General features: G+C 67.5%; 22 protein-coding genes. 10 read left to right on the forward strand and 12 right to left on the reverse strand.

The features are described 5' to 3' along the window. The 3 genes from MA09_RS02010 to MA09_RS02020 form a co-directional block, all read right to left on the reverse strand. On the reverse strand, window positions 1-750 hold the full coding sequence (locus MA09_RS02010) for a DUF2243 domain-containing protein (protein WP_036244798.1): 750 nt from the start codon (window positions 748-750) through the stop codon (window positions 1-3). Between the two features lie 83 nt (window positions 751-833). After that, complete coding sequence (locus MA09_RS02015) at window positions 834-2387, reverse strand: hypothetical protein (RefSeq protein WP_036244801.1); 1554 nt, start codon at window positions 2385-2387, stop codon at window positions 834-836. Then, the gene (locus MA09_RS02020; RefSeq protein WP_036244803.1) at window positions 2384-3271 is read right to left on the reverse strand and encodes an ABC transporter ATP-binding protein; all 888 of its coding nucleotides are present in this window, start codon (window positions 3269-3271) and stop codon (window positions 2384-2386) included. The genes MA09_RS02015 and MA09_RS02020 overlap by 4 nt, the downstream gene beginning before the upstream one ends. A gap of 237 nt (window positions 3272-3508) precedes the next feature. On the opposite strand from MA09_RS02020, the gene MA09_RS02025 reads away from it, so the two are divergent. After that, window positions 3509-5569, forward strand: a complete 2061-nt coding sequence (locus tag MA09_RS02025) for a diguanylate cyclase domain-containing protein (RefSeq protein WP_036244915.1) — start codon at window positions 3509-3511, stop codon at window positions 5567-5569. A 195-nt stretch (window positions 5570-5764) separates the two neighbouring features. Here the strand turns inward: MA09_RS02025 and MA09_RS02030 are convergent, their stop codons facing one another. The 6 genes from MA09_RS02030 to MA09_RS02055 all read right to left on the reverse strand — a co-directional run bounded on the left by MA09_RS02030 (window position 5765) and on the right by MA09_RS02055 (window position 14244). Continuing rightward, window positions 5765-6061: a hypothetical protein gene (locus tag MA09_RS02030; RefSeq protein ID WP_229440518.1), complete on the reverse strand. Its 297-nt coding sequence runs from the start codon at window positions 6059-6061 to the stop codon at window positions 5765-5767. A gap of 97 nt (window positions 6062-6158) precedes the next feature. After that, window positions 6159-7040: a zinc ribbon domain-containing protein gene (locus MA09_RS24990; RefSeq protein WP_051933084.1), complete on the reverse strand. Its 882-nt coding sequence runs from the start codon at window positions 7038-7040 to the stop codon at window positions 6159-6161. An 8-nt stretch (window positions 7041-7048) separates the two neighbouring features. Continuing rightward, window positions 7049-10726: a tubulin-like doman-containing protein gene (locus MA09_RS02040; RefSeq protein WP_036244809.1), complete on the reverse strand. Its 3678-nt coding sequence runs from the start codon at window positions 10724-10726 to the stop codon at window positions 7049-7051. Window positions 10727-10754: 28 nt separating this feature from the next. Beyond that, entirely contained in the window at window positions 10755-11213 is a 459-nt protein-coding gene (locus tag MA09_RS02045; protein WP_036244811.1) for a hypothetical protein, read from the reverse strand. 41 nt (window positions 11214-11254) lie between these two features. Then, window positions 11255-12757 (reverse strand): hypothetical protein, encoded by a 1503-nt coding sequence (locus MA09_RS02050; protein WP_051933085.1) that lies wholly within the window; start codon window positions 12755-12757, stop codon window positions 11255-11257. After that, window positions 12754-14244: a hypothetical protein gene (locus MA09_RS02055; RefSeq protein ID WP_036244816.1), complete on the reverse strand. Its 1491-nt coding sequence runs from the start codon at window positions 14242-14244 to the stop codon at window positions 12754-12756. The genes MA09_RS02050 and MA09_RS02055 overlap by 4 nt, the downstream gene beginning before the upstream one ends. Window positions 14245-14465: 221 nt before the next feature. On the opposite strand from MA09_RS02055, the gene MA09_RS02060 reads away from it, so the two are divergent. Further along, on the forward strand, window positions 14466-15527 hold the full coding sequence (locus tag MA09_RS02060; RefSeq protein WP_051933086.1) for a hypothetical protein: 1062 nt from the start codon (window positions 14466-14468) through the stop codon (window positions 15525-15527). A 58-nt stretch (window positions 15528-15585) separates the two neighbouring features. After that, on the forward strand, window positions 15586-16770 hold the full coding sequence (locus tag MA09_RS02065) for an ATP-binding protein (protein WP_036244818.1): 1185 nt from the start codon (window positions 15586-15588) through the stop codon (window positions 16768-16770). A 7-nt stretch (window positions 16771-16777) separates the two neighbouring features. Here MA09_RS02065 and MA09_RS02070 read toward each other — a convergent pair whose 3' ends face one another. Continuing rightward, window positions 16778-17152 carry a MerR family transcriptional regulator gene (locus MA09_RS02070; protein ID WP_036244821.1) on the reverse strand — a complete coding sequence of 125 codons (375 nt, stop codon included), beginning with the start codon at window positions 17150-17152 and terminating at the stop codon, window positions 16778-16780. Window positions 17153-17233: 81 nt separating this feature from the next. Between MA09_RS02070 and MA09_RS02075 the strand changes: the two genes are divergently transcribed. Together MA09_RS02075 and MA09_RS02080 are read left to right on the forward strand one after the other, a co-directional pair. Next, the gene (locus tag MA09_RS02075) at window positions 17234-17683 is read left to right on the forward strand and encodes a hypothetical protein (RefSeq protein ID WP_036244823.1); all 450 of its coding nucleotides are present in this window, start codon (window positions 17234-17236) and stop codon (window positions 17681-17683) included. After that, window positions 17677-18516 (forward strand): phytanoyl-CoA dioxygenase family protein, encoded by an 840-nt coding sequence (locus MA09_RS02080; protein ID WP_036244825.1) that lies wholly within the window; start codon window positions 17677-17679, stop codon window positions 18514-18516. Before MA09_RS02075 ends, MA09_RS02080 begins: the two co-directional genes overlap by 7 nt. Here the strand turns inward: MA09_RS02080 and MA09_RS02085 are convergent. Continuing rightward, window positions 18509-19210 carry an anti-sigma factor domain-containing protein gene (locus tag MA09_RS02085; RefSeq protein WP_036244826.1) on the reverse strand — a complete coding sequence of 234 codons (702 nt, stop codon included), beginning with the start codon at window positions 19208-19210 and terminating at the stop codon, window positions 18509-18511. The genes MA09_RS02080 and MA09_RS02085 overlap by 8 nt on opposite strands. Next, window positions 19207-19752 (reverse strand): RNA polymerase sigma factor, encoded by a 546-nt coding sequence (locus tag MA09_RS02090; protein WP_229440519.1) that lies wholly within the window; start codon window positions 19750-19752, stop codon window positions 19207-19209. Before MA09_RS02090 ends, MA09_RS02085 begins: the two co-directional genes overlap by 4 nt. 265 nt (window positions 19753-20017) lie before the next feature. Between MA09_RS02090 and MA09_RS02095 the strand changes: the two genes are divergently transcribed. The 5 genes from MA09_RS02095 to MA09_RS02115 all read left to right on the forward strand — a co-directional run. Continuing rightward, complete coding sequence (locus tag MA09_RS02095; RefSeq protein ID WP_036244829.1) at window positions 20018-21514, forward strand: DUF4331 domain-containing protein; 1497 nt, start codon at window positions 20018-20020, stop codon at window positions 21512-21514. A gap of 10 nt (window positions 21515-21524) precedes the next feature. Next, window positions 21525-21803: a hypothetical protein gene (locus MA09_RS02100; protein WP_036244831.1), complete on the forward strand. Its 279-nt coding sequence runs from the start codon at window positions 21525-21527 to the stop codon at window positions 21801-21803. 52 nt (window positions 21804-21855) lie between these two features. Then, window positions 21856-23034, forward strand: coding sequence for a hypothetical protein (locus tag MA09_RS02105; protein WP_036244832.1), 1179 nt, complete (start codon window positions 21856-21858; stop codon window positions 23032-23034). After that, a complete protein-coding gene (locus MA09_RS02110) occupies window positions 23031-24185 on the forward strand; it encodes a HupE/UreJ family protein (RefSeq protein ID WP_036244834.1) in 1155 nt (384 codons plus the stop codon). Before MA09_RS02105 ends, MA09_RS02110 begins: the two co-directional genes overlap by 4 nt. A gap of 136 nt (window positions 24186-24321) precedes the next feature. After that, on the forward strand, window positions 24322-26141 hold a 1820-nt coding region (locus MA09_RS02115), incomplete at its 3' end, for a M1 family metallopeptidase (RefSeq protein ID WP_036244835.1).

A 26141-nucleotide genomic window follows, 5' to 3' on the forward strand; every position in this document is an offset into this window, starting at 1 on the left:
TCATGCCCGGCTCCAGTTGAGGCAGGCGGCCGGCACGCCCGCCCCGCTCACCAGCAGGGCGCCATGACGGTAGAACTGCCAGCGCCGCTCCTCGGGCACCGCGACCACCACCACCCCCATCGCGCGGTCGCTCCAGACCAGGCGCGCATCGAGGGCGTCGAGCGCCGCGAACACCTCGCGCGGCTTGGCGCCGGGCTCGAACACCACGGTCGCGAATTCGCTCTGGGCGGGCGGGAGCATGGCCCAGGCGCCGGCGCCGGAAGTGAAGGCGCCGAGCAGCACCATCGCCGCCGCACTGTTCATGCCGGGTCCACCGCGCTTGCTCCGCAGGCGCAAGCCGATGATGAGCGGTACGATGCCAAAGGCCACGGCCCAGATCAGGTCCCACATCAGGGGATTGCTGTCCAGGCGAACGCGGTGGATCCGCAACACCCAGTGGAAGACCCCGACGTCGACGAACTGCCAGACGGCAAAGCCGATCAGTACCGCCGACACCAGCGGCCAGCCCCATTCGCCCGCGCCGCGGCGATGCAGGCGCCACAGGCCGATCAGGCCCGCCAGGGCAATCGCGTACATCAAGGCGTGGAAATACCCATCCCACAGCACCTGGAAGCGCAGGTCGTCGGTCCCGGGCACCAGGCTGAGCAGGTGGTGCCACTGGAGGATCTGGTGCAGCAGGATGCCGTCAAAAAAACCGCCAAGTGCAAAACCGAGCACGGCGCCCCAACGGAACCACGGTGTCTTCCACATCGTTTTCCCCTCGCGTCGAAACAGATCGGGCCAGTATAGGCCCGTCCGCGCCGGCGCAAGTGCACCATTCGCAAAGGAACGATTCAGCCGCGCCGGCTCCACGCGATGCCGGCCGCCACCGACGCGAGCCCGGCCGCAAGGAAGCTGGCGGCCGATAGCAGGCTGGCGTCGCCGTGGAAACCGACCGCGTCCATCATGGCCATGCCCTTGGTTTGGATCATCACGTAGAACCCGAACAGGAACAGGCCCAGGAAGAGGCGCGGCGTACAGCTCAGTTGCCCGAACAGGGCGGCGCAGCCGGACAACGCCACCAGGCCGGCCACCAGTGCGAAGGCGCGCACCGGGTCTACCAGGCTCCAGCGCAGCGCGATGGTTCCCATGGACAGGAGACCGAGCAGCAGCACGGCTGCCCACTGGCGCAGGAAGCGGCCGCCGATCCCGCCCGGCACGGCGGCGCTCAGGCCGTCGCAGCCGGCACTGGTGTCGCGCGTGGTGCTCTCGCTGCACAGGATGCCCCAAAACACGAGCGCGCCGGCCAGCAGGCCAGGCAGGATCACGGCCGGCAGTACCAGGCCGCCCACGAAACAGGCCGCAATCGCCAGGATCGCGCTGGGCGCCGACATCAGCACCAGCCCGGTATCGGCCAGCACCTGTCCGCCAGGCCCCGGCAGGCCGGCGGCCAGCCGCATGAGCGGCGCCACGGCGCCCGCCAGCGGACGCAGCCAGCCGTTGAGCAGGGCCAGGGGCGAACGGCGCCGGCGCGCCTTGCCGGCCTTGACATGGTCCGGCGAAAAGCGGTGGAACAGCAACACGGCTGGCAGCAGCGGCAGCAGGGCCAGCACCGCGCACAGGAGGCGCTCGCGCACCATGGTCCCGCTCCACATCCACTGCGGCAGCGTGTGCGCAGGCAATGCTGCGTCGAAATGCATCATGCCGATGCCCAGGGCCTGCGTCCCGGCCTGGACCCGCAGGGCGTCGATGGCATGGGCCAGGCCGGTGAAGTCGAGCCGGGCCAGTGAGGACACCGCGGTGCCCTCCTCCACCACCGCGCCGAGCGACATCATGCCAACCCATACGACGAAATACAGCAGGTCGCCGGCCTTGCCCATGAGCGGGCTCCAGCTGTCGCACAGGACGGCGCAACTGGCGCAGAAGAAGGCCATCGGCAGCAGCAGCAAGCCATAGGTCTGCAGGTAGACCAGGAGCTGCACCGGGCCCTCGCCGCGCAGCAGGTGGCATACCAGGGTGGTCAGCATGAAGGCGCCGAGCAGCAGTACCAGCCAGCCGACTGCGCCCAGCCAACGGCTGGCTACCAGCAGCGCATCGCTGGCCTGTGTTGCGCCGATCACGCCGCCGATCCCGCTGCGCAGGTCTTCGCCGGTGCGTCCGCGCGCCAGGTAGAAGCCGGCAAGGCTGAACAGCAGGCTGCCCATGGCGGCACTGCCCAGCGCCAGCGCGGAGCTGGTATACAGCACGCGCGCATCGTTCACCACCAGCAGGGTGCGGCCGGTCCGGATATCGCTGATCATCGCCCAGGTGACCGCCACCACGGCCAGCACCGCCACCAGGGTCGACAGGCGGCGCAGGCGCAGGCGTATTTCGTTGGCTGCCAGCAGAAACAGCGGATGCGGGTTCATGCCGCCTCCGCCTGCAACGCATAGCGCTGCGCCATCAGGGCTTCTTCCAGGCTCGGTTCGGCATCCACCGCCCCCGGGCAGGGCAGCTCGGGGTGGGCAATGCGCAGCAGCATGCGGCCTTCCTGGCGCTGGGCCTGCAGCACGTGCACGCGCTCGCGCAGCGCCGCGTAGTCCGCCTCCGGCACGCTGGCGGCCCAGACCTGCCCGCGGGCACGCCGCAGCACCGCGTCCGGCGTCTCGTGCGCCACCAGCCGTCCGAAACGCATGATCGCCAGCTCGGTCGCGATGCTCTCCACGTCCGATACGATATGGGTCGACAGGAGCACCAGCTTGCCGAAGCCCAGTTCCGAGAGCAGGTTGCGAAAGCGCAGCCGCTCTTCCGGGTCGAGCCCGGCCGTGGGCTCGTCGACCACCAGGATGTCCGGGTCGTTCAGCAGGGCCTGGGCGATGCCGAGCCGGCGCTTCATGCCGCCCGAGAACGAGGCTGCGGGCCTATGCGCCTGGTCGTGCAGGTTGACCAGTTCGAGCAGGCGGCGGATGCGGGCGTGGTCGCGCACACCCTTGAGGGCCGCGAAGTACTGCATGAATTCGAGCGCGCTCAGGTTCGGGTAGACGCCGAAATCCTGGGGCAGGTAGCCGAGGCGGCGGCGGATCGCGTCCGGCTTCTTTACGATGTCGGCGCCGTCGAACAGGATCTGGCCGGCGCTGGGACGCATCAGGGTGGCGATCATCCCCATCAGGGTCGATTTGCCGGCGCCGTTGTGGCCGATCAGGCCGACCACGCCTTGGCCGAGGGACAGCGAGACCTCCTCCACCGCCTTCACCGCTTTCACGCCCTTCGCGTCCCTGCCGAAATGTTTGCTTACCGCGCGCAGTTCCAGCATGTTTTCCCCCTTCGAATTGTTGTTGCGTTCGACTATAGGAAAGGCATGCGGCCGGCTCCAGCCATTTGCGACAAGCGGTCGAAAACAGGGGGTGAATGCCAAATGCGAATTCGTCTTATTTGCTACACATATGTGTCATTTTTGTGACAATTGAACAGAAATCGAATTTCCTGTTTGTAACAGGAATATAATGATTTAACGCAAACACATGTGCTGCCGGTGTTCCGAGACCTCTCCATGTTCCCTTCCCTAGCCCGCGCACTGGCGCGCTCACCGGCGCGCTCATGCAGCTTCGTGTTCGCCGCGGCCTTGTGCCTGGCCTCGTCCGCCGCTACCGGCGCCGAAGTGGACAAGTCGGCGCCGCTCGCGCAGCGGCTGGCGGAGATCCGAGAGCTCAACAAGTACGTGCCCGAGCGCGCCATGCCGCTGCTGCTCGCGATCGAGCAGGAAGGCCGTGCGGCACCGCTGGAGCAGCGTGCCGAATTCCTCAACCAGCTCGCCAATGGCTACGACCTCCTCGGCAAGCTCGACGCTGCCAACGCCGCCGCCGACGAGCTGGTGGCGCTTGGCCGCACGCACAACAACACGGTGGCCCTGGCCAAGGGTTTGTTGCGCAAGGGCTACATGGCCTACCGCCGCTCGCAGCTGGCGGAGTCCCACCGTCTCATCTGGGAAGCCGAACGGCTCGCCTACACCACCGATGACATCGACCTGAAGGTGCGTGCGACCATTTCCTCGGGCGAGTCTTTTGCCGAGGAAGGCAACTTCCCGAAGGCGCTCGAGCGCCTGCAGGCCGCGGTGGCGCTGGCGCGCAGGCACAGCGACCCGACCCAGATCGTCATGTCGCTCAATGCCCTGATCGGCCTGTACTCGCAAATGCGCGAGTACGACAAGGGGTTCGAAGCATTGGCCGAAGCCCTGGAAGCTGTAGAAAAGGCGCATTCGCCGGGCCGCATGTCGACCCTGAAGCATGCCGAGTACGGCCTGGCTGTCGACACCGGCCAGTACCGGCGCGGCCTGAAGGCGCTGCAGGAAAGCCTCGCGATCGAACGCAGCATCGGCGCCGACTCGATGGCGGCCTATACGCTGGTGAACCTGTCGGACTGCTACCTGAAGCTGCGCGACTACCGCAATGCCGCGCGCTACGCCGAGGAGACCATCACCGTGGCGCGCGCACTGAACGACGCCGGGCTCGAGGCCACTGCGCGCCTGAACCTGGGCCAGGCCTATCTCGCCCTCGGCCGCCTCGCGGACGGCAAGCGCCATATCGAAGCCGGCATGACTGCTTATGAGAACCTCGGCGACCAGCCCGAGCTGCAGGCGGTGCTGGTGGAATACGGCCAGGCGCTCGAACGCGCCGGCGACCTGCCGGGCGCCCTGCGCGCCTACCACCGCGAACGCAAGATCTCGAACGAGCTGTTCGAAAAGCGCCGCCAGCGCGCCGTGCTCGACCTGCAGGAGAAATACGAGACCGACAAGAAGCAGCGCCAGATCGAACTGCTGCGCAGCGAGAACGAAGTCAACCGCCTGCAGCAGCGCGTGATGTGGCTGCTGGCGGCCGTGTTCGCCCTGGCCTCGGTCGTGGTCGGCCTGCTCTACCGCAAGGTGCGCCAGGCCAACGCCAAGCTCCACGAGAAGAACAAGGAACTCAAGCAGCAGAGCGTACGCGACCCGCTGACCGGGCTGTACAACCGCCGCCACTTCCTGGACTACATGCGCAGCATGCCACAACCGAACCCGCAGGCCGCCGCCAGCGAGCACTGCGGCGCACTCTTCCTGCTGGACGTCGACCACTTCAAGCACATCAACGATACCTGGGGCCACGCGGCCGGCGATGCGGTGCTGACGGCGATTTCCAACAGCCTGCGCGAGATCCTGCGCGAGACCGACATGATCGTGCGTTGGGGCGGCGAAGAGTTCCTGGCCTTCCTGCCCGCGATCCCGCGCGCGGGGCTGGACGAAGTGGCGCAGCGCATCCTGGCCGGCATCTCGGCGGTGAAGATCGCGCACGGCGGCCAGACCCTCCATGCGAACGTGTCGATCGGCTTCGCACCCTTCCCGCTGTGCTGCGGCGGGCTGGTACTGCCATGGGAACGCGCGGTCAACCTGGTGGACATGGCGCTCTACCTGGCGAAGTCGCACGGGCGCAACCGCGCCTATGGGGTGCAGGGCTTCGGCGACCCGTCGCAGGTGTGCGTGGAAGAGATCGAGCAGAACCTCGAGCAGGCCTGGCGCGCGGGGCAGGTCAGGATGTCGATGGTGGCGGGGAGCCAGCCGGAGTTACGCGCGAGCGCGTGATGTTTTGTAGGCATGGTCCGGTCCGGTGGACGGGAGTACGCTCTGTCGACCGCACGTTCAATTCAAGTATGCACCACTGCAATTATTCCCCGATCTGGGCGTCTTGAATATGCAATTCTGCAATAATTCCCCAGGCTGAACGCGAGCCGGGAGGGCCGGCCACCCTACGGCCGGCACAACATCCACCGGGCCGAGTCAATCCACCACTTCCTGGATCTTCTCGCCGACGTCTTCCACCTTCCTGCCGACTTCCTCGGTGGCCCGCTTCAGGCCGCCCTTGGCATCCCGGGTGGCGTCCTCGACCTTGTCGCGCGCTTCGTCGGCGGCGCGGTCGACCTTGGCCAGTTCCTGGTCCACCTGGCGCGAAACCTTTGCGCCGGCGTCGTCCAGCGCCTTGCCGGCACGCTGCGCCGGTCCCATCGCTTCTTCGTCACGGCTGCAGCCTGCCAGCGCGGCAAGCAGCAGCAGCGTGCCCAACATGCTCGTTTTCATGTTCGACTCCACCTGTCTGCTTGCCGGTCAGCATACACCCGCGCCGGAAAATGCGGCTGACGCTTGGCGTGGCTGGCGCCTCCCCCGGGGCGCATGCTCACTCGTTGCGCGTGGGATCGGCCAGCGGATGCTCGCGCTCGTCGATGATCTCCTGCCGGAGGGCGCGCGTCCGGTCATCCTCGCCCCAGCGCCTGGTGAACGTGGCCAGCCTGGCCAGCGCCTTGTCGTAGGCGCGTGCACGCCGCAGTTTCTTGATCGCGCCGCTGGCGTCCTCCCAGGCCTTGGCGCGCTGTTCGGCGCGCGTGCAGTCTGCGGCCGCCTTGTTCAGCGACTGCTGCACCTGGCGCAGCTGCTCGGGCGTGGCGCGGGTATTGCGCAGGGCGATCAGCTCGTCCTGCGCTTCCCTTGCCTTGCACTCGACGGCCAGCGCCACCGCACGCTCCATGCGCCGCTCGATGCGGCTGCCCTCGGGACGCACCGTCATCCAGATCAGCCATAGCACCACCAGCGCGGCGATCCACCAGCGCAGCCCGAGCGGCGCCCGCCGCGGTGGCGGCGCCGGCGCCGGGCCTGCTGCAGCGCGGCCGACGCCGGGTGGCGGCGGAATGCCGCGTCCCGGCTGCGGCTGTGCTTGCGGCTGGCCCTGCCGTTGGCCTTGCGGCTGCGCTTGCGTCCCTGTAGTCGGGTGCGGGGGCGGCGGCGTGAACGGCGCCGGCGTCGGCGCCGGCGTCGGCGCGGGCGTGGGCGTGGGCGGAGCCGGTGCCGCCTCGAATGGCGCGGCTGCGGCTGCGGCTGCCGGCGCCGGCGCGGCGCGTGGCGGTTCCGCCGGCGGTTTCACCAGTACCGGCGGCGCACGATCCGGCGCCGGCCGGACGGCCTGCTGGGGCGTGCCGCACCAGGGACAGAAGTTCACCCGCCTCGGCATCAGGCGCCCGCAGTGCGGGCCGATGCAGCGGTAGACCGCGTCGTCTTGCACCATGCCGTCCTTCATTCGGGATCGGGAATACCGTCACCGGCACTGCCCGGGACATCGTCCGGGTCGGGAATCGCGTCAAGCAGCACAGCCGCCAGTTCCGGCAGCGCGCCCACCGTGCTCCACTTGTCCAGCCTGGGGTTCCAGGCCATGTTCCAGGCGCGCGTCGACCCGTCGATCTCGCCGCGCGCGGCCTGGCCCGCGATGTCATCGATCGTGTACGGACCACGCTGGGCGCCCTGCACGAACAGCTTGAAGCGTGGCCCGTCCGCCTGCCCGGCGACATGCACGGCCGGCGCAGCCTTGGCCAGGTCCGGCGATGCCGCAGCCCGCCCCTGCAGCACTGCCGCCGCATGGGCATCGCTGTGCAGGTATTGCGGCAGGATCACGCGCTTGTCCACCGGCCGCTCGACTTCCCAGCTGTAGGCATCGCTGGCGGAATCCGGCACCGCTTCGGTCCATCCCTGGATGCTGCTGAGTGCGGTCTCGATCTGGATCGGCGCCAACGTGGGGTCGAGCGCGGCGGCGCGGCGGATCCACCCGTCGTACAGGCGCCGCGCGGTGATGTTCGGCAGCGAGGGCGACGGCAACTGGGCGCCGGTCTCGTCCACCTCCAAACGCGGCTCGTACACGCGCAGCTGGTAGTAGCGCATCAGGGCCGCCAGCAGCACCAGCTGGTGCGGCCCCACGTTCGCCAGGCGGTGGCGCACCGCGCCGATCACCCCGTCGCGGTAGTACGGCGGCAGGCCGTTGGAGCGGATCGCGTATTCGTTGCCGATCTGGAGCCACTCGCCCGACCCCGGCTCGACCTCGAACAGGTATTGGCCGCGCGGCTGGAAGCTGGCCTCGCGGTCGCCCAGGTCGGCCTTGCGGCGGATGACGCCGAGCGCGATCGCCTGCAGGAACCATTCATAGTCGTCGGCCAGGCGGTTCAGTTCATCCATCGAAGGCGACAGCGGATGGCGGAAGCGCGTGGCGTCGAAATGCAGGTGGGTCGGGATCTTCGGGTTCTCGATCTGGTACGAGGCGCGCCAGGTCGGCAGGCCGCGCAGCACCGTCATCGGATAGCCCGAGAGCTCGATGTAGCACACCGCCTTGCCGGAAATACCCGTGTTGACGACCGACAGCAGGTCGCCGTGGAAGTACCCGGTGGGCACGGCGGCGCGCAGCTCCGCCTCCATCTTGCGCCAGGCGCTCACGTCGCCGACGCCGATGAAGCACTTGAACTGGTCGGCATTCGGCGTGAACTCGGCCGAGAAGCGCGCGTTCACCCACGGCATGGCGCTGCGGATCCACTCGGCGAACACGCGCTGGCGCTCCTGCGGGCTCATGGCGGACAAGCGTTCCAGCAGCGGATCGACCGGTTCCGGCTGCTCCAGCTCCTGGGTGGACAGCTGCAACTGGGCGCGGCGGAACAGCTTGAGCAGCAGGTCGGCGCGCAGGCGCTCGTCGCCCAGCTGCGGGAACAGGCGCGCGGAGCCGCCGAATTCCAGCAGCACTTCCTCGCTCCAGCTACTGACGTCGCCTGTAAGGCGCACCGGTGGCGGCAGCGTGTCGCCGGCGAGCTTGATGTAGGTGGCGTGTTCCTGGCGTGCGTCGGCACGCAGCTGGCTGATGCGCTGGTCGGCGGCCGCCAGCATGGCCGCCACCATCCGCCGGCCTTCCTGGAATTCGCCGGCGACCCCGGTCCACTGGGCATTCCCGTACTCGTCGGGCGCCTGCGGCTCGCCCAGCCAAGCCGACATATTGCGCATCACCTCGATCGATTGGCCTGCCGCGACCGCCAGCAGGTGGAAGCGCAGGTAGTCGGCGATGTCGCGCTTGAGGTGGTTCATCACCTCGCGCGCCTGTGGCTCCTTGCCGAACAGGCGGCCGGCGGCCTGCGACAGGTTGTTCAGCGATTCTTCCACCTGGCGCGTGCGCAGCGCGTCGCGGATGTCGCGGTAGCGCCGGCCGTTGCGCTCGGCATTCGCGATGTCGCGCTGGGACAGGCGCGCCTTGACTTGCTCCAGCAGCGACAGCACGAATTCCAGGCCACCCTGCTTGCGGTCGTCCAGCAGGGCATACAGGCGGTCGCGCACGCGGGTCTTCTGGCGGGCAGTGACCTCGCCCGTGTGGCGCTTGATGCGGTCTTCGCTGGTCTCGGCGGTGGCGCCGGCCTCGCGGATGGCGTCGCGTTCCAGCTGCGGCAGCAGTTCGGCCACCTTCTCGCGCCACTGCTTGATGTCGTAGGACGCCATGATGCGGTCGACCTCGAGCTGCACCTTGCTCTCGACGCGTTCGAGCAGCAGGCGTCCGTCCTTGTCGAGCAGGAGCGTGCCGGTGAGCGCATATTCCGGGAAAGGCGTCACGTCCACGGTGCCCTTGCGGAAATCCGGGAAGATGTCGAAGGGGCGCTCGGCCATGTCCATCTGCTCGCGCATGAAGCTGTCGCGCTCCGCATCGCCGGCGCGCCGCGCATTCCCGGCGCTGCCGTCCGAACCAACGATGCCGAAAAAGGCCTTCACCATCAGCCCGGCCAGCTCGTAGGCGCGGATGTCGTCGCGCAGGCTCTGCTGGGTGTCGAGCACGGCCTGCCCGAAGGCGGAGTAGGCCTTGGAATAGGACAGGCGCATGTCGCCGAAGCGCTGCTCGGGCACGCGCGGGTTATAGGGGCCGAGCTTGTGCTGCTGCTGGTTGACCGCCACCGAGCGCTTGCGGTTGGCGAAATCGGCCGAGGCGAAGTCTTCGAACAGGGTGTCGGCCACCATCTGGTAGACGTCCTTGACGTCGAGCGTGGCCTTGTTGGCGAGGTTGGCGGTGTCGACGAAGTACACGTCGTCGAAAGGCGCACCACGGCCCACGATACTGTCCGGGTCCATCCAGTGGACCTGCGCGTTCATGTCGCGCATCGCCGTCTCCAGTTCCATCAGGGTGGCGTAGGCATTGGCCTCGGTGCGTTCCTTGTTGGCCTTGGCGAAGCCGCCGGGCATCAGGAGCACCAGGTCGACCTGGCTGTCCGACACCTCCTGGCGGGCGATGGCCTTCGACAGCCAGCCCAGGTCCAGCACGCTGCCGGCGCCGGTGCCGCCGGCGCAGGAAGCGATGACGACGATGCGGAACTTCGAGGTGTCGACCTGCAGGCCGAGGCGCTGGTAGTTCTCCTTGCGCTCGATGCCGGCATTGCTGCCGAGGGAATTCAGCGCGCCCTTGATGCGCCCCCGCAGCTTGGGATACTTGTCGTAGAGGTAGAGCCGAGCCAGGGCGCGGATCTGGCCCGCCCCTTTCGAGGGATCGATGCCGAGCGAACGCAGCTTTTTGGGACGCAGCGGCATCCAGCTTTCGATCAGGGGAAAGCGCGCCAGGCTGTCGTCGGACTCGTGATACTGCGGCAGGTCGAGCGGCTCGACCAAACGCTCCTCGTCGGTCAGCTTCACCAGTTCGAACCAGGGATCGGTGCGCTGCGACTTGCCCTCGTCGATGACCGCGTTGTTGTCGAGGTCGAAGTGCAGGAAGCGCGCCACCGGGAAGTCGGCGATCGACTCGACCCGGGTCGGATTGTGCCGGTTCCAGACCGCCGACAGGATGCGGCGCCGGATGCGCATCATCACTTCCATGCCGGTGCCGCCGGCGCCGATGAACAGCGTCGGGCGCAGGTCGACCTTGAGCTCGGCCTTGGCGTTCAGTGCTGCTGGGTTGGGGAAATCTGCCATGTCAGTCTTTCGGATACGTAGTGATGCGTTACCTGCGGCCGATGAACAGGGCCGCGACCAGCGCCACGAGGCCCACGGCCACCAGGGGACCGGTGACCGCGAAGGTCAGGAACTTGCTGGCGTTGATGATGGCCAGGACCGCGGCGGCCGAGAGAAAAGCCAGGCCGACGAACAGCAGCCAGCCGGCGCTGCCTGCCGACGAGGGCGCGACGCGCCGCACCACCAGGTGGTGCACGTAGGCGTTGCGCACGAAGAAGTACACCACCAGCAGGATCACGAACACCGCCGCGCCGATGGCCAGGTCGCGCGTCGAGGTGTCGGTGGCCGGCACCGGCGCGGTTGTCGTTCCGGGCACGACCTCGACCGGACGGCCGGCAGTTTCCGGCTGGGTCTGCGGCAGCGTGTCCTGGGGCGAGGCCGATTCCTCGGGCAGCTTGAAGCCGGGATCGGCTGGCGATGGTGCGCTGGGTGCTTGGGTGCCTTGCATGGTGAATCCTTTCTTCTTCTTTATTGTTAGTAACGATGGTTTCAGCGGCCGAGCCGGACCTGCGCTCCCTCACGCAGGTCGACCAGCTGGTGACCGAACAGGGTGGTTTTCAGCATCGCCACCTGGGCGCCGGCCTTGTCGTAAATCGGTTGCGTGGTGCCGGGACGGGCGCGCATGGTGCGCAGCTCGTCCTCGACGGTGACCTGGGCCACGCGCGGCCTGCCGTAGGCCCAGGCAGCCGCTCCGGCGGCGGCGAGCAAGGCTGCTGCCAGACCGCCGAGCGCCGCCAGCGGTCCCATGCCATAGTGCACCCGCACTTCGAGCGGCAGCACGGCGTTCGAGGCCTGCACGGTCGCGGGCGGCGTGAAGATGTCGGGCAAGGGGTCGCCCGGAAACAGCGCGGCCATGCGCTCGCGGAAAGCCTGCGACAGCGCCAGGCGCTGGTTTGCCAGGTGCAGCTCGATCCGGCCCGGCAGCACATAGGCCGAGCCGGCCGACTTGAGCGCCTCCATCGACCACTTGTCGGGCAGCTGGGCCACCGGCAGCTGCATCGTCGAGGCGAGCGGCAGGGGCTTGCCCGGCGCCAGGTTCTCCACCCGGCTGCTGCCCAGCGCGATCGGGTGGTCTTCGCCGGCCAGCATCGAACGCGCGCCGAGGGTGGCCGAGACGATGGTGTAGGGGTACATCGCGTTCTCGAGGTTCCAACGCACACTGGCCCTGGGGGTGCGCGCGTCCGGATCGACGTCGGCGCGCAGGGCGCCGCCCGGCGCCTGCGAGAAGGACACGCCCGGCGCGTCTTCCACCTGGGCCGGCACCAGGCGCACGGTGTCCCGGTCGAGGGGCTTCAGGCGCGCCGGCTGCTCGGTGATCACGCGGCCGATGCGGCCCGAGGCCAGCAGGCCGTCGAGCGCACGGCTGCCTTCCTTGCCGACCGCGAAGGCATACACCATCAGCCCGTTCGCCTGGTAATGCTTGCCCGCTACCTGCATGCGCAGCGGGAAGGCCACTACCTTGTCGATGGCCTGCCCCCGGTGGATCAATTCATAGAACTCGCGGTTGCGCGCGGCCGTGGCCTGGTCGTTGTTCGGGCTGTTGCGGTTGTTGGTGACCAGCCAGACGATGCCCGGCTTGCCTTTCAATACCGTCGTGATGGCCGCCTGCACCGCTTCGCCGAGGTCGGTGTCGGCCAGTGCGCTGCTGTTCGGCTTGCGTGCGGTGTCGAGCTTGGCCAGTGCGCCGCCCACGCGGCTGCTCACGGTCTTCTCGTCTGCCTTGATCGACAGCAGCGCCCTGGGCGAGGGCGCGCCGGGCAGCGACTGGTTGAAGGCGGCCAGCACCAGCGCATCGCCCGGCTGCACGACGGCGCCGGCCAGCGCGCCGACGAGCGGCTTGAACTGGCTCTTCGGATCGCTGTAGAAGGGCTCCATCCAGCCCGAGTTCTGCACCAGAAGGACGTGCGGCGTCGCCCATGCGCCCGTCATGGCGAGCAGTGCCGCCAGCGCGGCCAGGGTGTGCCGCATGGTTTGCCAAATAAGCGCCCTCATGCCGGCTCTTCCAGGCGCCAGCCGCGCATCGCATTCCAGTCCGGATGGTGCAGCCACAGGCAGCCGTCGTAGACGAAGGGCACGCACTCCAGCGGGCGGGACAGGCGCACCACCTCGTCGAGGATCACGTTGCGCCGGCCAATCCATTCGACCGTGGTGCGCGCAATCGTGCGCGCGTCGAGCGCATCCTCGGCGCGGCCGGTCACCTTGTGCAGGCGCAGCACCAGGCCGCTCGGCTGGCTGCGGTTGTTGTTGAAGGCGCGCAGCAGGGGCAGTACCAGGGTCTCGTCCTGGTTCAGGTCTTCCACGTGCTCTTCCGACCAGGGCTCGTCGACCACCGGATGACCGCGCCGGAACAGGAAATTGGCGAAGCCCAGGCGCGCACCGTCGATCGGCGCCGTCTCCGGCCGCTCGCTGCCGAGTTCGAGGAAGGAATAGCCCTGCCCGTCATGGCCGATGTGCCACAGGCGGCCATCGCGGCTCTGGGTCGGTCCGCCGAAGCCAAGGCGCGGCTGCCAGCCCGGCGGCCAGGGCGTGAACAGCGGCGGCTCGCCCGGACGCCAGGCCAGCTGCCCCTGCTCGTGCAGCCAGAACAGGCGGCCGTCGTAGCCGATCGGACGCGACCAACCGGCGTCCGGAACATCGGGACAGGCGAATTCCTCCACCGCGTCGGCGTCGACACGCGCGCTCCACAGGCGAACCATGCCCTCCGGCGCCACCAGGCAGGCAATGTGGCGGCGCATGGCGCCCGGCGCGGCGACGAGCGGCGCCTGCAGTACGGGTTCAAGGCGGTAGGTTTCGCTGACGGGATTGATCCACAGGCGCTGCAGCCCCCCGTTGGTCGGCACGATGGCGACCTCGCCGCGGCGCGGCTCGAGCACCGGCAGCCATGCATGGCTCGACGCCGTAAAGGCCAGGCCGGCTGCGCCCTCGTCCGGCGTCATCACGTGCCACAGGCCGGCCACCGGGTCCCAGTACTGCAGTACGCCGCGGGTGTGCGCCAGCGCCAGCAGGCGCTGTTCCGGAAAGCCGTAGTGGGCGGCGGCGAACATGCAATAGGCGTTGGGCGGCGCCGGCATGGTCAGGTCGCAGCGCCCGGGATGCGGTGCGGCCGGACGTTCCTCCAGGCTGTCGCCGAGCGGCAAGGAAGTGACCGGCAAGCCATGTGGCACATGGCGCGGCAACATGGCGTCGGCGCCCGGGCCCCACCAGCCGGACTGGCGCGAGGGCGTGCCGGGGAGGCGCTGCAATGGTTTGCCGCAGGTGGGACAAAAAGCAAACCCTTCGGGGTAGATGGGTGCGCAGCCGCAGCTGGCCGGCAGCGAGGCGCCGAGCAGGCGGGCAATATCGGGCAGACGCGCAGGCAGGCGGCCGGGCGCATGGGCCTGCCACTCGATGCGGCCCAGCCCTTCGCTGGCCAGCAACGCGAACTGTCCGTGCTCGTCCTCCTGCCAGACACTGGCAGGGGTTTCCCATCGGTATGCCATTCTCGCCTTTTCACCTAAATAATTGATCGACATCTAGCCTGTGAAGGCCGTTGTTGTTGCTCAAATCATAGCGCCGGGCACTGCCGCGCGGCGCGCCGTACACGGGGTAGCATGTCCTGACACCTGAAGCATCAATAGATGAGCCAAAAACGGGCTGAAGCGGGGAACTTTTGTTCAACGTACGTATAATGGCGGCGATTCCGCTTCTATTTCCCTCCAACATGCATACCCCAGTTTCGCCAGACCTCCCCCTGCAGGACGCGCTTCCCGCGCACGCCGTCGATGCCGCCACCGCGCACCTGCGTGACATCCTGGCGATCGCGCTCGAACATGGCCCCGGGCAGCGGGCGCTGGTCGTGTACGACGAACGCACGCCCCTGTCGCGCGCACTGGGCGAGGGCTACCGCCGCAACCTGCCGGACGCGAGCTTCATCGACTTCGACAGCGCCACGCCCGAGGCGGTGCTGGCCGCCTTCCGCGCGATGGCCCCGAAGGACCTGGTGGTGCTGGTGCAATCGACCAACTTCCGGCTCGACGGCTTCCGCATCCGGGTCGAACTGTTCAAGCTGGGGCTGAAGGTGATCGAGCACGTGCACCTGTCGCGCATGCCGGGCCCGCAGTCCGAACACTACATCGAAGCGCTGGCCTACGATCCGGCCTACTTCCGCGGGACCGGACGTGCGCTCAGGGCGCGCATCGACGTCGCGCCGCATGCGCGCGTGGTCGGCGGCGGCGAGACCCTGCATTTCGGTTCGCCCTTCGAGCCGGCCAAGCTGAACGTGGGCGACTATAGCGAGATGCACAACGTCGGCGGCCAGTTCCCGATCGGCGAAGTGTTCACCGAAGCGCTCGACCTGGAGGCGGTGCACGGCCGGGTGCAGGTGCATGTCTTCGGCGATACCAATTACCGCTCGAACCGCCCGGAGGTGCCGGTGACCCTCATCGTCGAGCGTGGCCGCGTGGTGGGCACCGAGAACGCCACCCCGGCCTTCCAGGAAGTGCTGGACAACATCACCCGGGACGAAGGCGAAGTCTGGGTGCGCGAGCTGGGCTTCGGCCTGAACCGCGCCTTCACGCGCGAGCGGCGCGTGGACGACATCGGCACCTACGAGCGCATGTGCGGCATCCACCTGTCGCTCGGCGCCAAGCACGGCGTGTATCCGAAGCCGGGCTTCAAGCGCAAGGACGCGCGCTATCACATCGACGTGTTCGCTGTGACGGATGCCGTCTACCTGGGCGAAGAACGTGTTTATGCGGACGGGCAGTGGATTTGTAACAGCTGAGCGCAGCCCCTTTTTCAGGTGTTACCATGCCCGGATAACAATTTTCGTGGAGCGATCCATGGCAGGCAGCAGGCAGACTTGCGTCGACGAGATCCAGGCGATCGGCGCCGTCCCGAAGATCCTCGAAACCGTGGCCGCCATGACCGGCCTGCGCTTCGTGTGCATCGCCCACGTCACCCAGGATTCCTGGACCGCCTGTGCAGTGCTGGACAAACTCGAATTCGGCCTCGAGCCGGGTGATCCGCTCGACGTCACGACCACGCTGTGCGAGGAAGTGCGCGCGACCTCCGCCGCCGTGATCATCGACCATGTGCGCGAGAGCGCGCAATACTGCGATCACCATACCCCGCGTATCTACGGCTTCCAGAGTTACTTCTCGATCCCGGTCTTCCGTCCGGACGGCCAGTATTTCGGCACCCTGTGCGGCCTCGACCCTGAGCCGAAACGGCTCACCGATGCCGTCACCGTGTCGACGCTGCAGCTGTTTGCCGAACTGATCGCCAAGCAACTGGAGAGCGAGCACTCTTTAGGGGAAGCACGCGCCGCCCTGCTCGACGAGCGCGAAACGGCCGAACTGCGGGAACAGTTCATCGCCGTGCTTGGGCACGACCTGCGCACCCCGCTCGGCTCGGTCCTGTCGGGCACCGAGATCCTGCTGCTCAAGCACCAGGACCCGTCCACCCGCCAGGTGGTCGAACGCATCCGGCGCAGCACCCGGCGCATGGCGGCACTGGTGGAGGACGTGGTCGACTTCACGCGCGGCCGCATGGGCGGCGGCATCGCGCTCGACCTGAGGCTGGTACGCGGCGTCGACCTGCGCCTGTACGACGTGGTGGACGAGCTGTCCGGCCTGTATCCCGACCGCGTGATCGATACTGCGATCCAGCCCGGCATGTCGCTGCACTGCGACCCGGAGCGCCTGGCGCAGCTGCTGTCCAACCTGCTGAAGAACGCCCTGGTGCACGGCAGCGAGCACCATCCCGTGTTCGCCGTCGCCCATGTGCGCGAGGGCCGGTTCACGCTGCGCGTCACCAACGGCGGGCCCGACCTGAGCCCGGCCGTCATCGCCCAGTTGCTGAAACCCTACTGGCGCGCGGCCTCGCGTGCCGGCAGCGAAGGCCTGGGACTGGGCCTGTACATCGTCGACCAGATCGCGCGCGGGCATGGCGGGACGATCGAAGTGGGGTCGAGTGCCGGTTCCACCTCGTTTACCTTCACGATGGCGGCGGAAGCGCAGGCTTGAGTCCGTTTTAGGCGGAAAGCTCCGGTTGTCGCAGGGGGCAGGTGCCCAGCGGTTCGGCCAGGCGTCGTGCCAGGTCCGCCCGCAACGCCGCCAGGCCAGCGATGCGCGCGTCGATGTCCGCCAGCTTGCGCTCCAGCGCGGCGCGCAGTTCGGCGCCGGAGATGGCCGGATCGCTCAACAAGGGCATGCCCGCCTCGATCTCGGCCAGCGTGAAGCCGAGCGACTGGGCGGTGCGCAGGTAGCACAGCCATTCGACAGCTTCCGGCGGATAGTCGCGATAACCGTTGCCGCGCCGGCGCGCCGTCAACAGGCCACGTGCCTCGTAGAAGCGGAGCGCGTCGCGGCTCAGGCCGGTGGCTGCGGCCAGTTCTCCAATTTGCATGGGTCATTCCCGAAAAATTGCTTGACCCTCGAGTGTACTCCAGGGTTGAGGATGGGGACTTCTTATGACCAAGGAGTCCCCATGCCGGTTTCCCTCGCCGCCAACCGCCGCATCGTGCGCGCCAGCGCCATCTACGACCTGCTTGTCACGGCCGCGTTCGCCACGCCGTGGACCTTTGCCCTTGCCCATGGCCAGATCTCGTCCTTGAACACGGCATTGGGCGGCGCGCCACTGCCCAGCTTTACGCCTTTCCACATGCTGTTTGCCTGCCTGATGGGCAGCGTAGTGCTGGTGTGGTCGACCTTGCGCGTCCTCGAGCCGTCGCAACGCCTGGGACGCTTCGACGGCATTGCGCGTTTCCTGTTCTCCTTGTGGATGGCCTGGTGCCTGGCGCTGACCGGTGCGCCGGTGTTGTGGCTGTTCGTGGTGCCGGAATTTGCCTGGGGTGTGGCGCAGTGGTGGCCGGTCCATCGACAAGAGAACCGGCAGCGCTACAATGGCGCTTTGCCCCGGACTTCCCAAGCATGCTGACCACCGAACAGCGCGACCGGTACCAGCGCGACGGTTTCCTCGTCATCCCCGGTTTCAAGAGCCTCGACGAGATCGCCGCCCTGCGCCGCCGTGCCGAGGAAATCGTCGACGCCTTTGACCCCGACGAATCGCGCGCCATCTTCACGACCAAGGACCAGGCGCGCGCCAGCGACGCCTGGTTCCTCGGCTCGGACAACACGGTGCGCTGCTTTTTCGAAGAGGAAGCCTTCGGCCCCGACGGCCAGCTGCGCCAGGCCAAGGCGCTCTCGATCAACAAGATCGGCCACGCAATGCACGACCTCGACCCGGTCTTCGCAGCCTTCACGCGCGACCCCAGGCTGGCCGCCGTGGCGCGCGACCTGGGCTTGGAGCAACCGCAGGTCTGGCAGTCGATGTACATCTTCAAGCAGCCGGGCATCGGCGGCGAAGTGCGCTGGCACCAGGATGCCACCTTCTTCGATAGCGACCCGATCACCGTCACCACCTTCTGGTTCGCGCTGGAAGACGCGACCATGGACAACGGTTGCCTGTGGGCCGAACCCGGCGGCCACCGCGGTCCGCTGCGCGAGCGCTTCCTGCGCGAAGGCGACACCATCACCATGGAAAAGCTGGATGCCACGCCCTGGCCGATTGACGGCACTGCGGTTCCGCTGGAAGCCAAGGCAGGCACCCTGGTCTGCTTCCACGGCCTGCTGCCGCACTACAGCGCGCCGAACCGGTCGCCGGTGTCGCGCCATGCGTTCACGCTGCACGCAACCGATGCGCGTTCCATCTACTCGCCGCGCAACTGGATCCAGCGCGACGCCACCTTCCCGGTGCGCGGCTTTACATGACTTTCACCCAGCCGCCTTTGTAGAGGATCGGCCCGGTCGGCCCATTCGGATCGGGAGAGCCGCCCTTCGGCTCCAGGCTGACCGCGAGCAGGGCCACGTCTGCGCCGAGCGCCTCGCGCGTGAGCGGCAGCGACAGCTCGCGTCCCGCGCCAAGCACGCCCAGCGAGCGCGGCTTGCCCTGTTGCGGCACTGCCCACAACTGCAGCGCCTGCTCCGGGGTGACCGGCTGCGCCGCCACCAGGCGCACGGTCAGGCGCTGGTGCTCGCGGTCGGCCAGCACCAGCAGCGCGGTGCGCGCCTGTTCGTCGGTCAGGGTCGCGACGTCACTGAAAGACGGCTCGCGGCGCTCCTCGATCACGACCACCAGCAGCAGCGCCGCCAGCATGCTCGAGGTCACGCCGAGCGTGCGCCAGTAGCCGAAGCTGCCGTGGCGCCAGAACTGCCAGGCCGGCGCCTTTGCGCGCAAGCCGAGACGCGCTTCGATCGCGCGCCATACCTGCCCACGTGGAGTCGCTGCCGGCGCGAACTCCCCCATCGCGCCGATCCGGTCGCGCCATTCGGCGACCGTGCGCCGCAGCGCGCCGTCGTCGTGCATGTAACCCTCGAAGCGGCGCCGCGCCCTTCCCCGTAGCGTTCCCAGCACATACTCGGCCGCGAGGCGGTCACGTAATGTGTCCTTGCCGCGCAGGTTCATGCGGCCCTCCCGCCGGCCGTCAGGCATGCCTGCAGGCGTGCCAGGCTGCGCCGGATCCAGGTCTTCACCGTCCCGATCGGCAGCGCCAGCTTCCGCGCCACGTCACTGTGCGACAGGTCATGAAAAAAGGCGAGGCCGATGGCATTCCGGTGCTTTTCCTCGAGCGCGGCCATGCAGATTGCCAAGGCCTTCGCTTCGCTGCTCAGCTCGAGGGCATCGGCCGGATTGGCTGACGGGTCGCGCAGGCTGGCCAGCACCCGCTCATCGAAATCCTCGCCATCGATCTCGACCTCCGCTTGCAAGCGCCGCAGCAGATCGAAGGATTTGTTGCGGACGATGGTGGTCATCCAAGTCATCGGCGCCGACAGGCCGGCCTGGTAGTCCCCGGCGTGGTGCCAGATCGAGACGAAACTCTCCTGCAAGGCTTCCTCGGCCAGTTCGCGCCGCCGCAGGATGCGCAGCGCCAGGCCGTACAGGCGGGGCGAACTGGCGTCATACAGCTGCCTGAAAGCGAGTGCATCTTTCTGCGCGGCGCCACGCAACCATGTATTCAGTTGTAATGGATTTAGCGAATTTGACGAATGGACCACAAGACCGCCTTCCGGATCAAGAATATTTTGATGATTTTGTTAAGTCAACCAGCAACTTATCATATTCACGTAAATACTATGCAAGAAAAATATTTTGAATCCGCTAAGGCCAGGCCTGCGTATATACCTGTGTAGCCGTGCCGCCCCGGCCCCTGCCGTTCCAGCAAGCTCGCCAACGCCCCTGGAGGGGACCCATAACACCAATGAGGAGATCGTCATGCAATATGGTAAGCAACATCGTTGGGCCGCCGCCCTGCTATCGGGCGCGGCCCTGGCCGCACTGGCCTTGCCAGCCACAGCCTCGAGCCACCGCGAAGCGCCATTCCTGACCAATGCTCCCAAGGTCGACGGAACCGACTTCTACCTTTTCCGCAGCTACGCGCCCGGGCGCGAAGGCTACGTGACCATGATCGCCAACTTCATTCCCTTCCAGGACCCGCAGGGCGGCCCGAACTTCTACCAGTTCGACAACAACGCCCTGTATGAAATACACGTCGACAACAACGGCGACGCCAAGGAAGACATCTCCTTCCAGTTCCGCTTCAAGAGCACCTCCAAGCGCACCGCGCTTAGCGTGGGCGGCCGCCAGGTCCTGATCCCGCTGATCAATTCGAACACCATCAGCGGCGTCAACCCGGCCTCGCTCAACGTGCGCGAGACCTACACCATCGACATGGTCAAGGGCGACCGCCGCGCCGGCACCCGCGCCCGCCTGGCTTCAGCAACCGGCGGCGCCACCGAGTTCGACAAACCGGTCGACAACATCGGCGAGAAGACCTTCGGCAGCGCCGGCGGCTACGAGACCTACGCCAACCAGCACATCCATGACGTGAACATCCCCGGCTGCGGCACCGGCCGTGTCTTCGTCGGCCAGCGCAAGGAACCGTTCTACATCGCGGTCGGGAAGATCTTCGACCTGGTCAACCTGAATCCGCTGGGCGCTGAAGTCAACGGCAACAAGAACGACCTGGAGAACAAGAACGTCAGCACCATCGCGATCGAAGTACCGATCGGCTGCGTCGCGGCGGCCGGCGAACCGGTCATCGGCGCCTATGCCACCGCCAGCATGCGCCAGGGCCGCCTGATCAATCCAAGCCCGGCCAGCGGCATCAACAACGCGGTCAAGGAAGGCGGCGCCTGGGCCCAGGTCTCGCGCCTCGGCATGCCCCTGGTGAACGAAGTCATCATCGGCATGGACGACAAGGACCGTTTCAATACCTCGAAGCCGAAAGATGACGGGCAGTTCCTCCCCTACGTCACCAACCCGACCCTGCCAGCCTTGATCGAGACCTTGTTCCCGTCCGCCAAGGCGCCCACCAACTTCCCGCGCAACGACCTGGTGACCGCCTTTCTCAAGGGACTGCCGGGCGTGAACCAGCCGAAGAACGTGGTCGCATCGGAGATGCTGCGCCTGAACACCAGCATCGCCCCGACCGCGCTGGCCGCGCAGAACCCGATGGGCGTGGCGGCGGGCGACAATGCCGGCTTCCCGAACGGACGCCGTCCGGCCGACGACATCGTCGACATCGCGCTGCGCGTCTCGATGGGCGCCCTGTGCGTGCTGACCGGCGCCAACGACGCCCTTGGCGTGGGCTGCAAGCCGGCCGATGCGCCTGCCGGCGGCCTGGCCCTGACCGACGGCGTGCGCAAGAACGCCGCCGCGTTCAAGCCCGCCTTCCCCTACCTGAACACCCCGCTGCCGGGCAACCAGTAAGGAGAACGCCATGACTGCCACCATCCACCGCATGCGCAAGGGCGCGCTGCTGGTGTCGCTGGCCCTGCTGCTGGGAGCCTGCAGCGACAACGACGACCGCAAACACGCGGTTGCGCCACCGCCACCGCCGACCGGCACCGTGCCTCCGCCGCCGGTAGCCGACTCGTTCTTCTCGCTGGTCGCAGCGCGCGTGGCTTCGCTGCTCGACAACGACGAACCCGTCGCAGTCGACGCAGCTACCGCCACCACACCGGACAACACCGAGCCGGAACCGGTACCGTCCACCTGAGCCGCACCGAAGGCGGGGCGCTTCACCGCGTCCCGCCTTGCCTGGAGAACCGATGAGCGCGAGAATCATCTCCCTGCTGCTCGCAGTGCTGGCATGCGCCGGTGCCGCCGCGGCACCCTATACCCCGGCCAGCGGCCTGCAGGTGCTGGAACGCCTGCCGGGCCGCTTCGACCCGGTACAGCGCGAGCTGGGGCGCCTGCGCGCCGAGCTGGCCGCCAACCCGTCCGACCTGGAACGCGCCGCCGCGTTGGCGCGCCGCTACATCGAGCAGGCGCGCCGCGACGGCGACCCGCGCTACCTCGGCTATGCCCAGGCCGCGCTCGCCCCATGGTGGAAGCAGCCGCGCGCGCAGGCCCCGGCCGAGGTGCTGGTGCTGCGCGCCACCCTGGTCCAGAGCACGCACGCCTTCGCCGAGGCCCTGGCCGACCTCGACGAGGTGGTGCGGCGCGATGCAGGCAACGCCCAGGCCTGGTTGACTCGCGCCACCATCCAGCTCGTGACGGGCGACCATGCCGGTGCCCGCGCCAGCTGCGCCCGCCTGTTCGGGCGCGCGCCCGACCTGGTGGTGCAGACCTGCCTGGCCTCGGTGGGCAGCCTCGGCGGCCAGGCCCGCGCCAGCTACCGGCAGCTCGAGCGTACCCTCGCCGCCCGTGCCGACAGCCCGGCGCCGCTGCGCTCCTGGTCCCTCACGCTGCTGGCCGAGATGGCCGAGCGGCTCGGCGACCATGCCGCGGCCGAGGCCCATTTCCGCGCGGCCCTGCAGGCCGATGCGCAGGACACCTACCTGCTGGCCGCCTATGCCGACTTCCTGCTCGAACGCGGGCGTGCGCAGGATGTGCTGCGCCTGCTCGGGACGCGCACTCAGGCCGACGCCCTGCTGCTGCGCCATGCGCTCGCACTGTCCGCGCTCGGCTCGCCCGAAGCCAAACGCCAGGTCGCCGCGCTGGCAGCCCGTTTCGAGGCGGCCCGGCGCCGCGGCGACACGGTCCACCGCCGCGAGGAAGCCCGCTTCGCACTGGAGCTTGCCGGCGATCCTGCCGAGGCGGCACGACTCGCAAAACTCAACTGGGCCGTACAGAAGGAGCCTGCCGACGTGCGTATCCTGGCGCGCGCCGCAGCCGCCAGCGGCGATGCCGAGGCTGCCCGTCTGGTGCGCGACTGGCTGCGCCAGAGCAGGCTCGAAGACCGCACGCTCGACAGTGCGGCTAGCCGAGCGGAAGCCAGGACATGACGCGGCGCCTGTTCACACTGCTGGCGGTCGCGGCCTTGCTGTGGGCGCCTGCGGCATTCGCCCACAAGGCCAGCGACAGCTACCTGAACCTGGCTGTCGACGGCCAGCGCATCGAAGGCCGCTGGGACATCGCGCTGCGCGACCTCGAGCTGGCTGTCGGGCTCGATGCCGACGGCGACGGCAATCTCACCTGGAACGAGGTACGCGCCAGGCATGCGGCCATCGAAGCCTATGCGCTGAGCCACCTGAAGCTGTCCGCCGGCGGCGACGATTGCCCCCTCGAGGTGACGCAGCAGTTGGTCGACAGCCACACCGACGGCGCCTACACGGTGCTGAAGCTGCGTGGCGCCTGTCCAACAGCGGTGGGCACACTGGCAGTCGGCTATACGCTACTGGCCGAGCTCGATCCGCAGCACCGCGGCCTGCTCGCGCTGCGCCATGCAGGCACGGGGGCCACCTCCACCGCCATCCTCGGCCCGGACAATCCGCGCCAACAGCTAGGCCTGGCCGAGCCGGATCGCTGGAGCCAGTTTGCCGAGTATGTGAAACAGGGTGTGTGGCACATCTGGATCGGCTTTGACCACATCCTGTTCCTGCTGTCGCTGCTGTTGCCTGCCGTACTGCTCTACCGCGAGCGGCAATGGGTGGGCCGGGAGGGCTTCCGCAGCGCCGGAATGGATGTGGTGCGCGTCGTCACCGCCTTCACGCTGGCGCATTCACTGACCTTGACGCTGGCCGCACTCGGCGTACTGGCGCTGCCCTCGCGCTTGGTCGAATCGGCGATCGCGGCCTCGGTGATCGTGGCGGCCCTGAACAACATGCGCCCCCTATACCAGCGCGGCCGCGTCCTGTTCGCCTTCGGCTTCGGGCTGCTGCACGGCTTCGGCTTCGCCAGCGTGCTGGCCGACCTCGGGCTGCCGCAGGGCGCCCTGCTGCTGTCCCTGGTCGGTTTCAACGTGGGGGTGGAGCTCGGGCAGCTCGCGATCGTGGCGGTGTTCCTGCCGCTGGCGTGGTGGCTGCGCAATGGCCTGTTCTACCGGCGCGTGATCATGCTGGGCGGTTCGGCTGCGATCGCGCTGGTAGCCGCCGTCTGGCTGCTGGAACGCGCGCTCGACCTGCAACTGCCCCTATGGGGAGACGCCGCCGCATGAGGTCGCTGTTGCAAGCTGCGCAAACCAGGCCATACATATGCATTATGTATCAGCTTTTTTACAAATCCTCTGAGCAATTGATAATTGGTAAAGCTAGAATACTTTTTCCTATACCAATTAAAATTCCAGGGGAAATATGATACGTCTGCCCATCGGACTAGCTGCGCTGTGCCTGAGTGCCACGGTTTTCGCCGCGCCGCCTTTCGACGACAAATTCCGCCAGCTCGACGAACTGCTGCCGACGCCGACCTCCGTGCGCACCGCATCGGGCGCGCCGGGCCACGCCTACTGGCAGCAGCGCGCCGACTACAAGATGCGCGCCACGCTCGACGAAAGCAAGCGCGCGCTCACCGGCTCGGGCACCATTACGTACCACAACAATTCCCCTGATACGCTGAAATACCTCTGGCTGCAGCTGGACGAGAACATCTACAAGCCGGATTCGGCTGCCCGCAAGACCGCCACCCTGCCCTCGCGCGAGGCATGGCAGGCACGCGGCAACGATGGCGTGAAGTTCGACGCCCTGCGCAACGTGCTGGAAGGGAATACCTTCGAGGGCGGCTTCAACATCCGCAACCTGCGCGACAGCGGCGGCGGCCAGCTGAAGTACACCATCAACGGCACCATGATGCGCATCGACCTGCCGCAGCCGCTCAAGCCGGGCGCGCGCGTGTCGTTCAGCCTCGACTGGAACTACAACATCAACGAGCAGAAGGTGCTCGGCGGCCGTTCGGGCTACGAGAAGTTCGAAGACGGTAACGACCTGTTCGAGATCGCCTTGTGGTTCCCGCGCATGGCGGCCTATTACGACGTCTACGGCTGGCAGCACAAGCAGTTCCTGGGCGCCGGCGAGTTCACGCTGGAGTTTGGCGACTACGACGTGCAGATCACCGTGCCGTCCGACCACATCGTCGCCTCCACCGGCGAACTGCAGAACCCGAACGAAGTGCTGACCGCCACCCAGCGCCGGCGCCTGCAACAGGCCCGCACCGCCAAGAAGCCGGTCCTGATCGTGACCCAGGCCGAGGCGGAAGCCGCGGAGAAGGGCCGCGCCACCACCACCAAGACCTGGCACTTCAAGGCCAAGAACGTGCGCGACTTCGCTTTTGCCTCGAGCCGCAAGTTCATCTGGGACGCCCAGGGCATCAAGTCGGGCAACACCGACGTGATGGCCATGTCCTTCTATCCGAAGGAAGGCAACCCGCTGTGGGAACGTTACTCGACCCACGCGATCATCCACACCATCGAACAGTACAACAAGTACTCCTTCGACTATCCGTACCCGGTCTCGATTTCCGTGAACGGCCCGGTGGGCGGCATGGAATACCCGATGATCACCTTCAACGGCCCGCGCCCGGTCAAGGACAAGAAGACCGGCGAGCTGACCTACTCGAAGCGCACCAAGTACGGCCTGATCGGCGTGATCATCCACGAAGTCGGCCACAACTACTTCCCGATGATCGTCAACTCGGACGAGCGCCAGTGGACCTGGATGGACGAGGGCATCAACTCCTTCGTGCAGTCGCTGGCCCAGGAAGCCTGGGAAGAAGACTGGGATGAAATGCGCGGCCACCCGCGTTCGATCGTCCCCTACATGCGTTCCCAGAACCAGGTGCCGATCATGACCAACTCGGAGTCGCTGCTCCAGTTCGGCAACAACGCCTACGCCAAGCCGGCTGCCGCACTGAACATCCTGCGCGAGACCATCCTCGGCCGCGAGCTGTTCGACTTCGCCTTCAAGGAATATGCCGAGCGCTGGAAGTTCAAGCGCCCGACCCCGGCCGACTTCTTCCGCACGATGGAAGATGCCTCCGGCACCGACCTGGACTGGTTCTGGCGCGGCTGGTTCTACACCACCGATGCGGTCGACATCAGCGTCGACGGCATCCTTGAATACACCGTCAGCACCAAGGATCCGGAAATCGAGAAGGCCTGGGCGCGCGCGCGCAAGCAGGA

The organism is Massilia sp. BSC265, assembly GCF_000740675.1.
Taxonomy (GTDB): domain Bacteria; phylum Pseudomonadota; class Gammaproteobacteria; order Burkholderiales; family Burkholderiaceae_D; genus Telluria.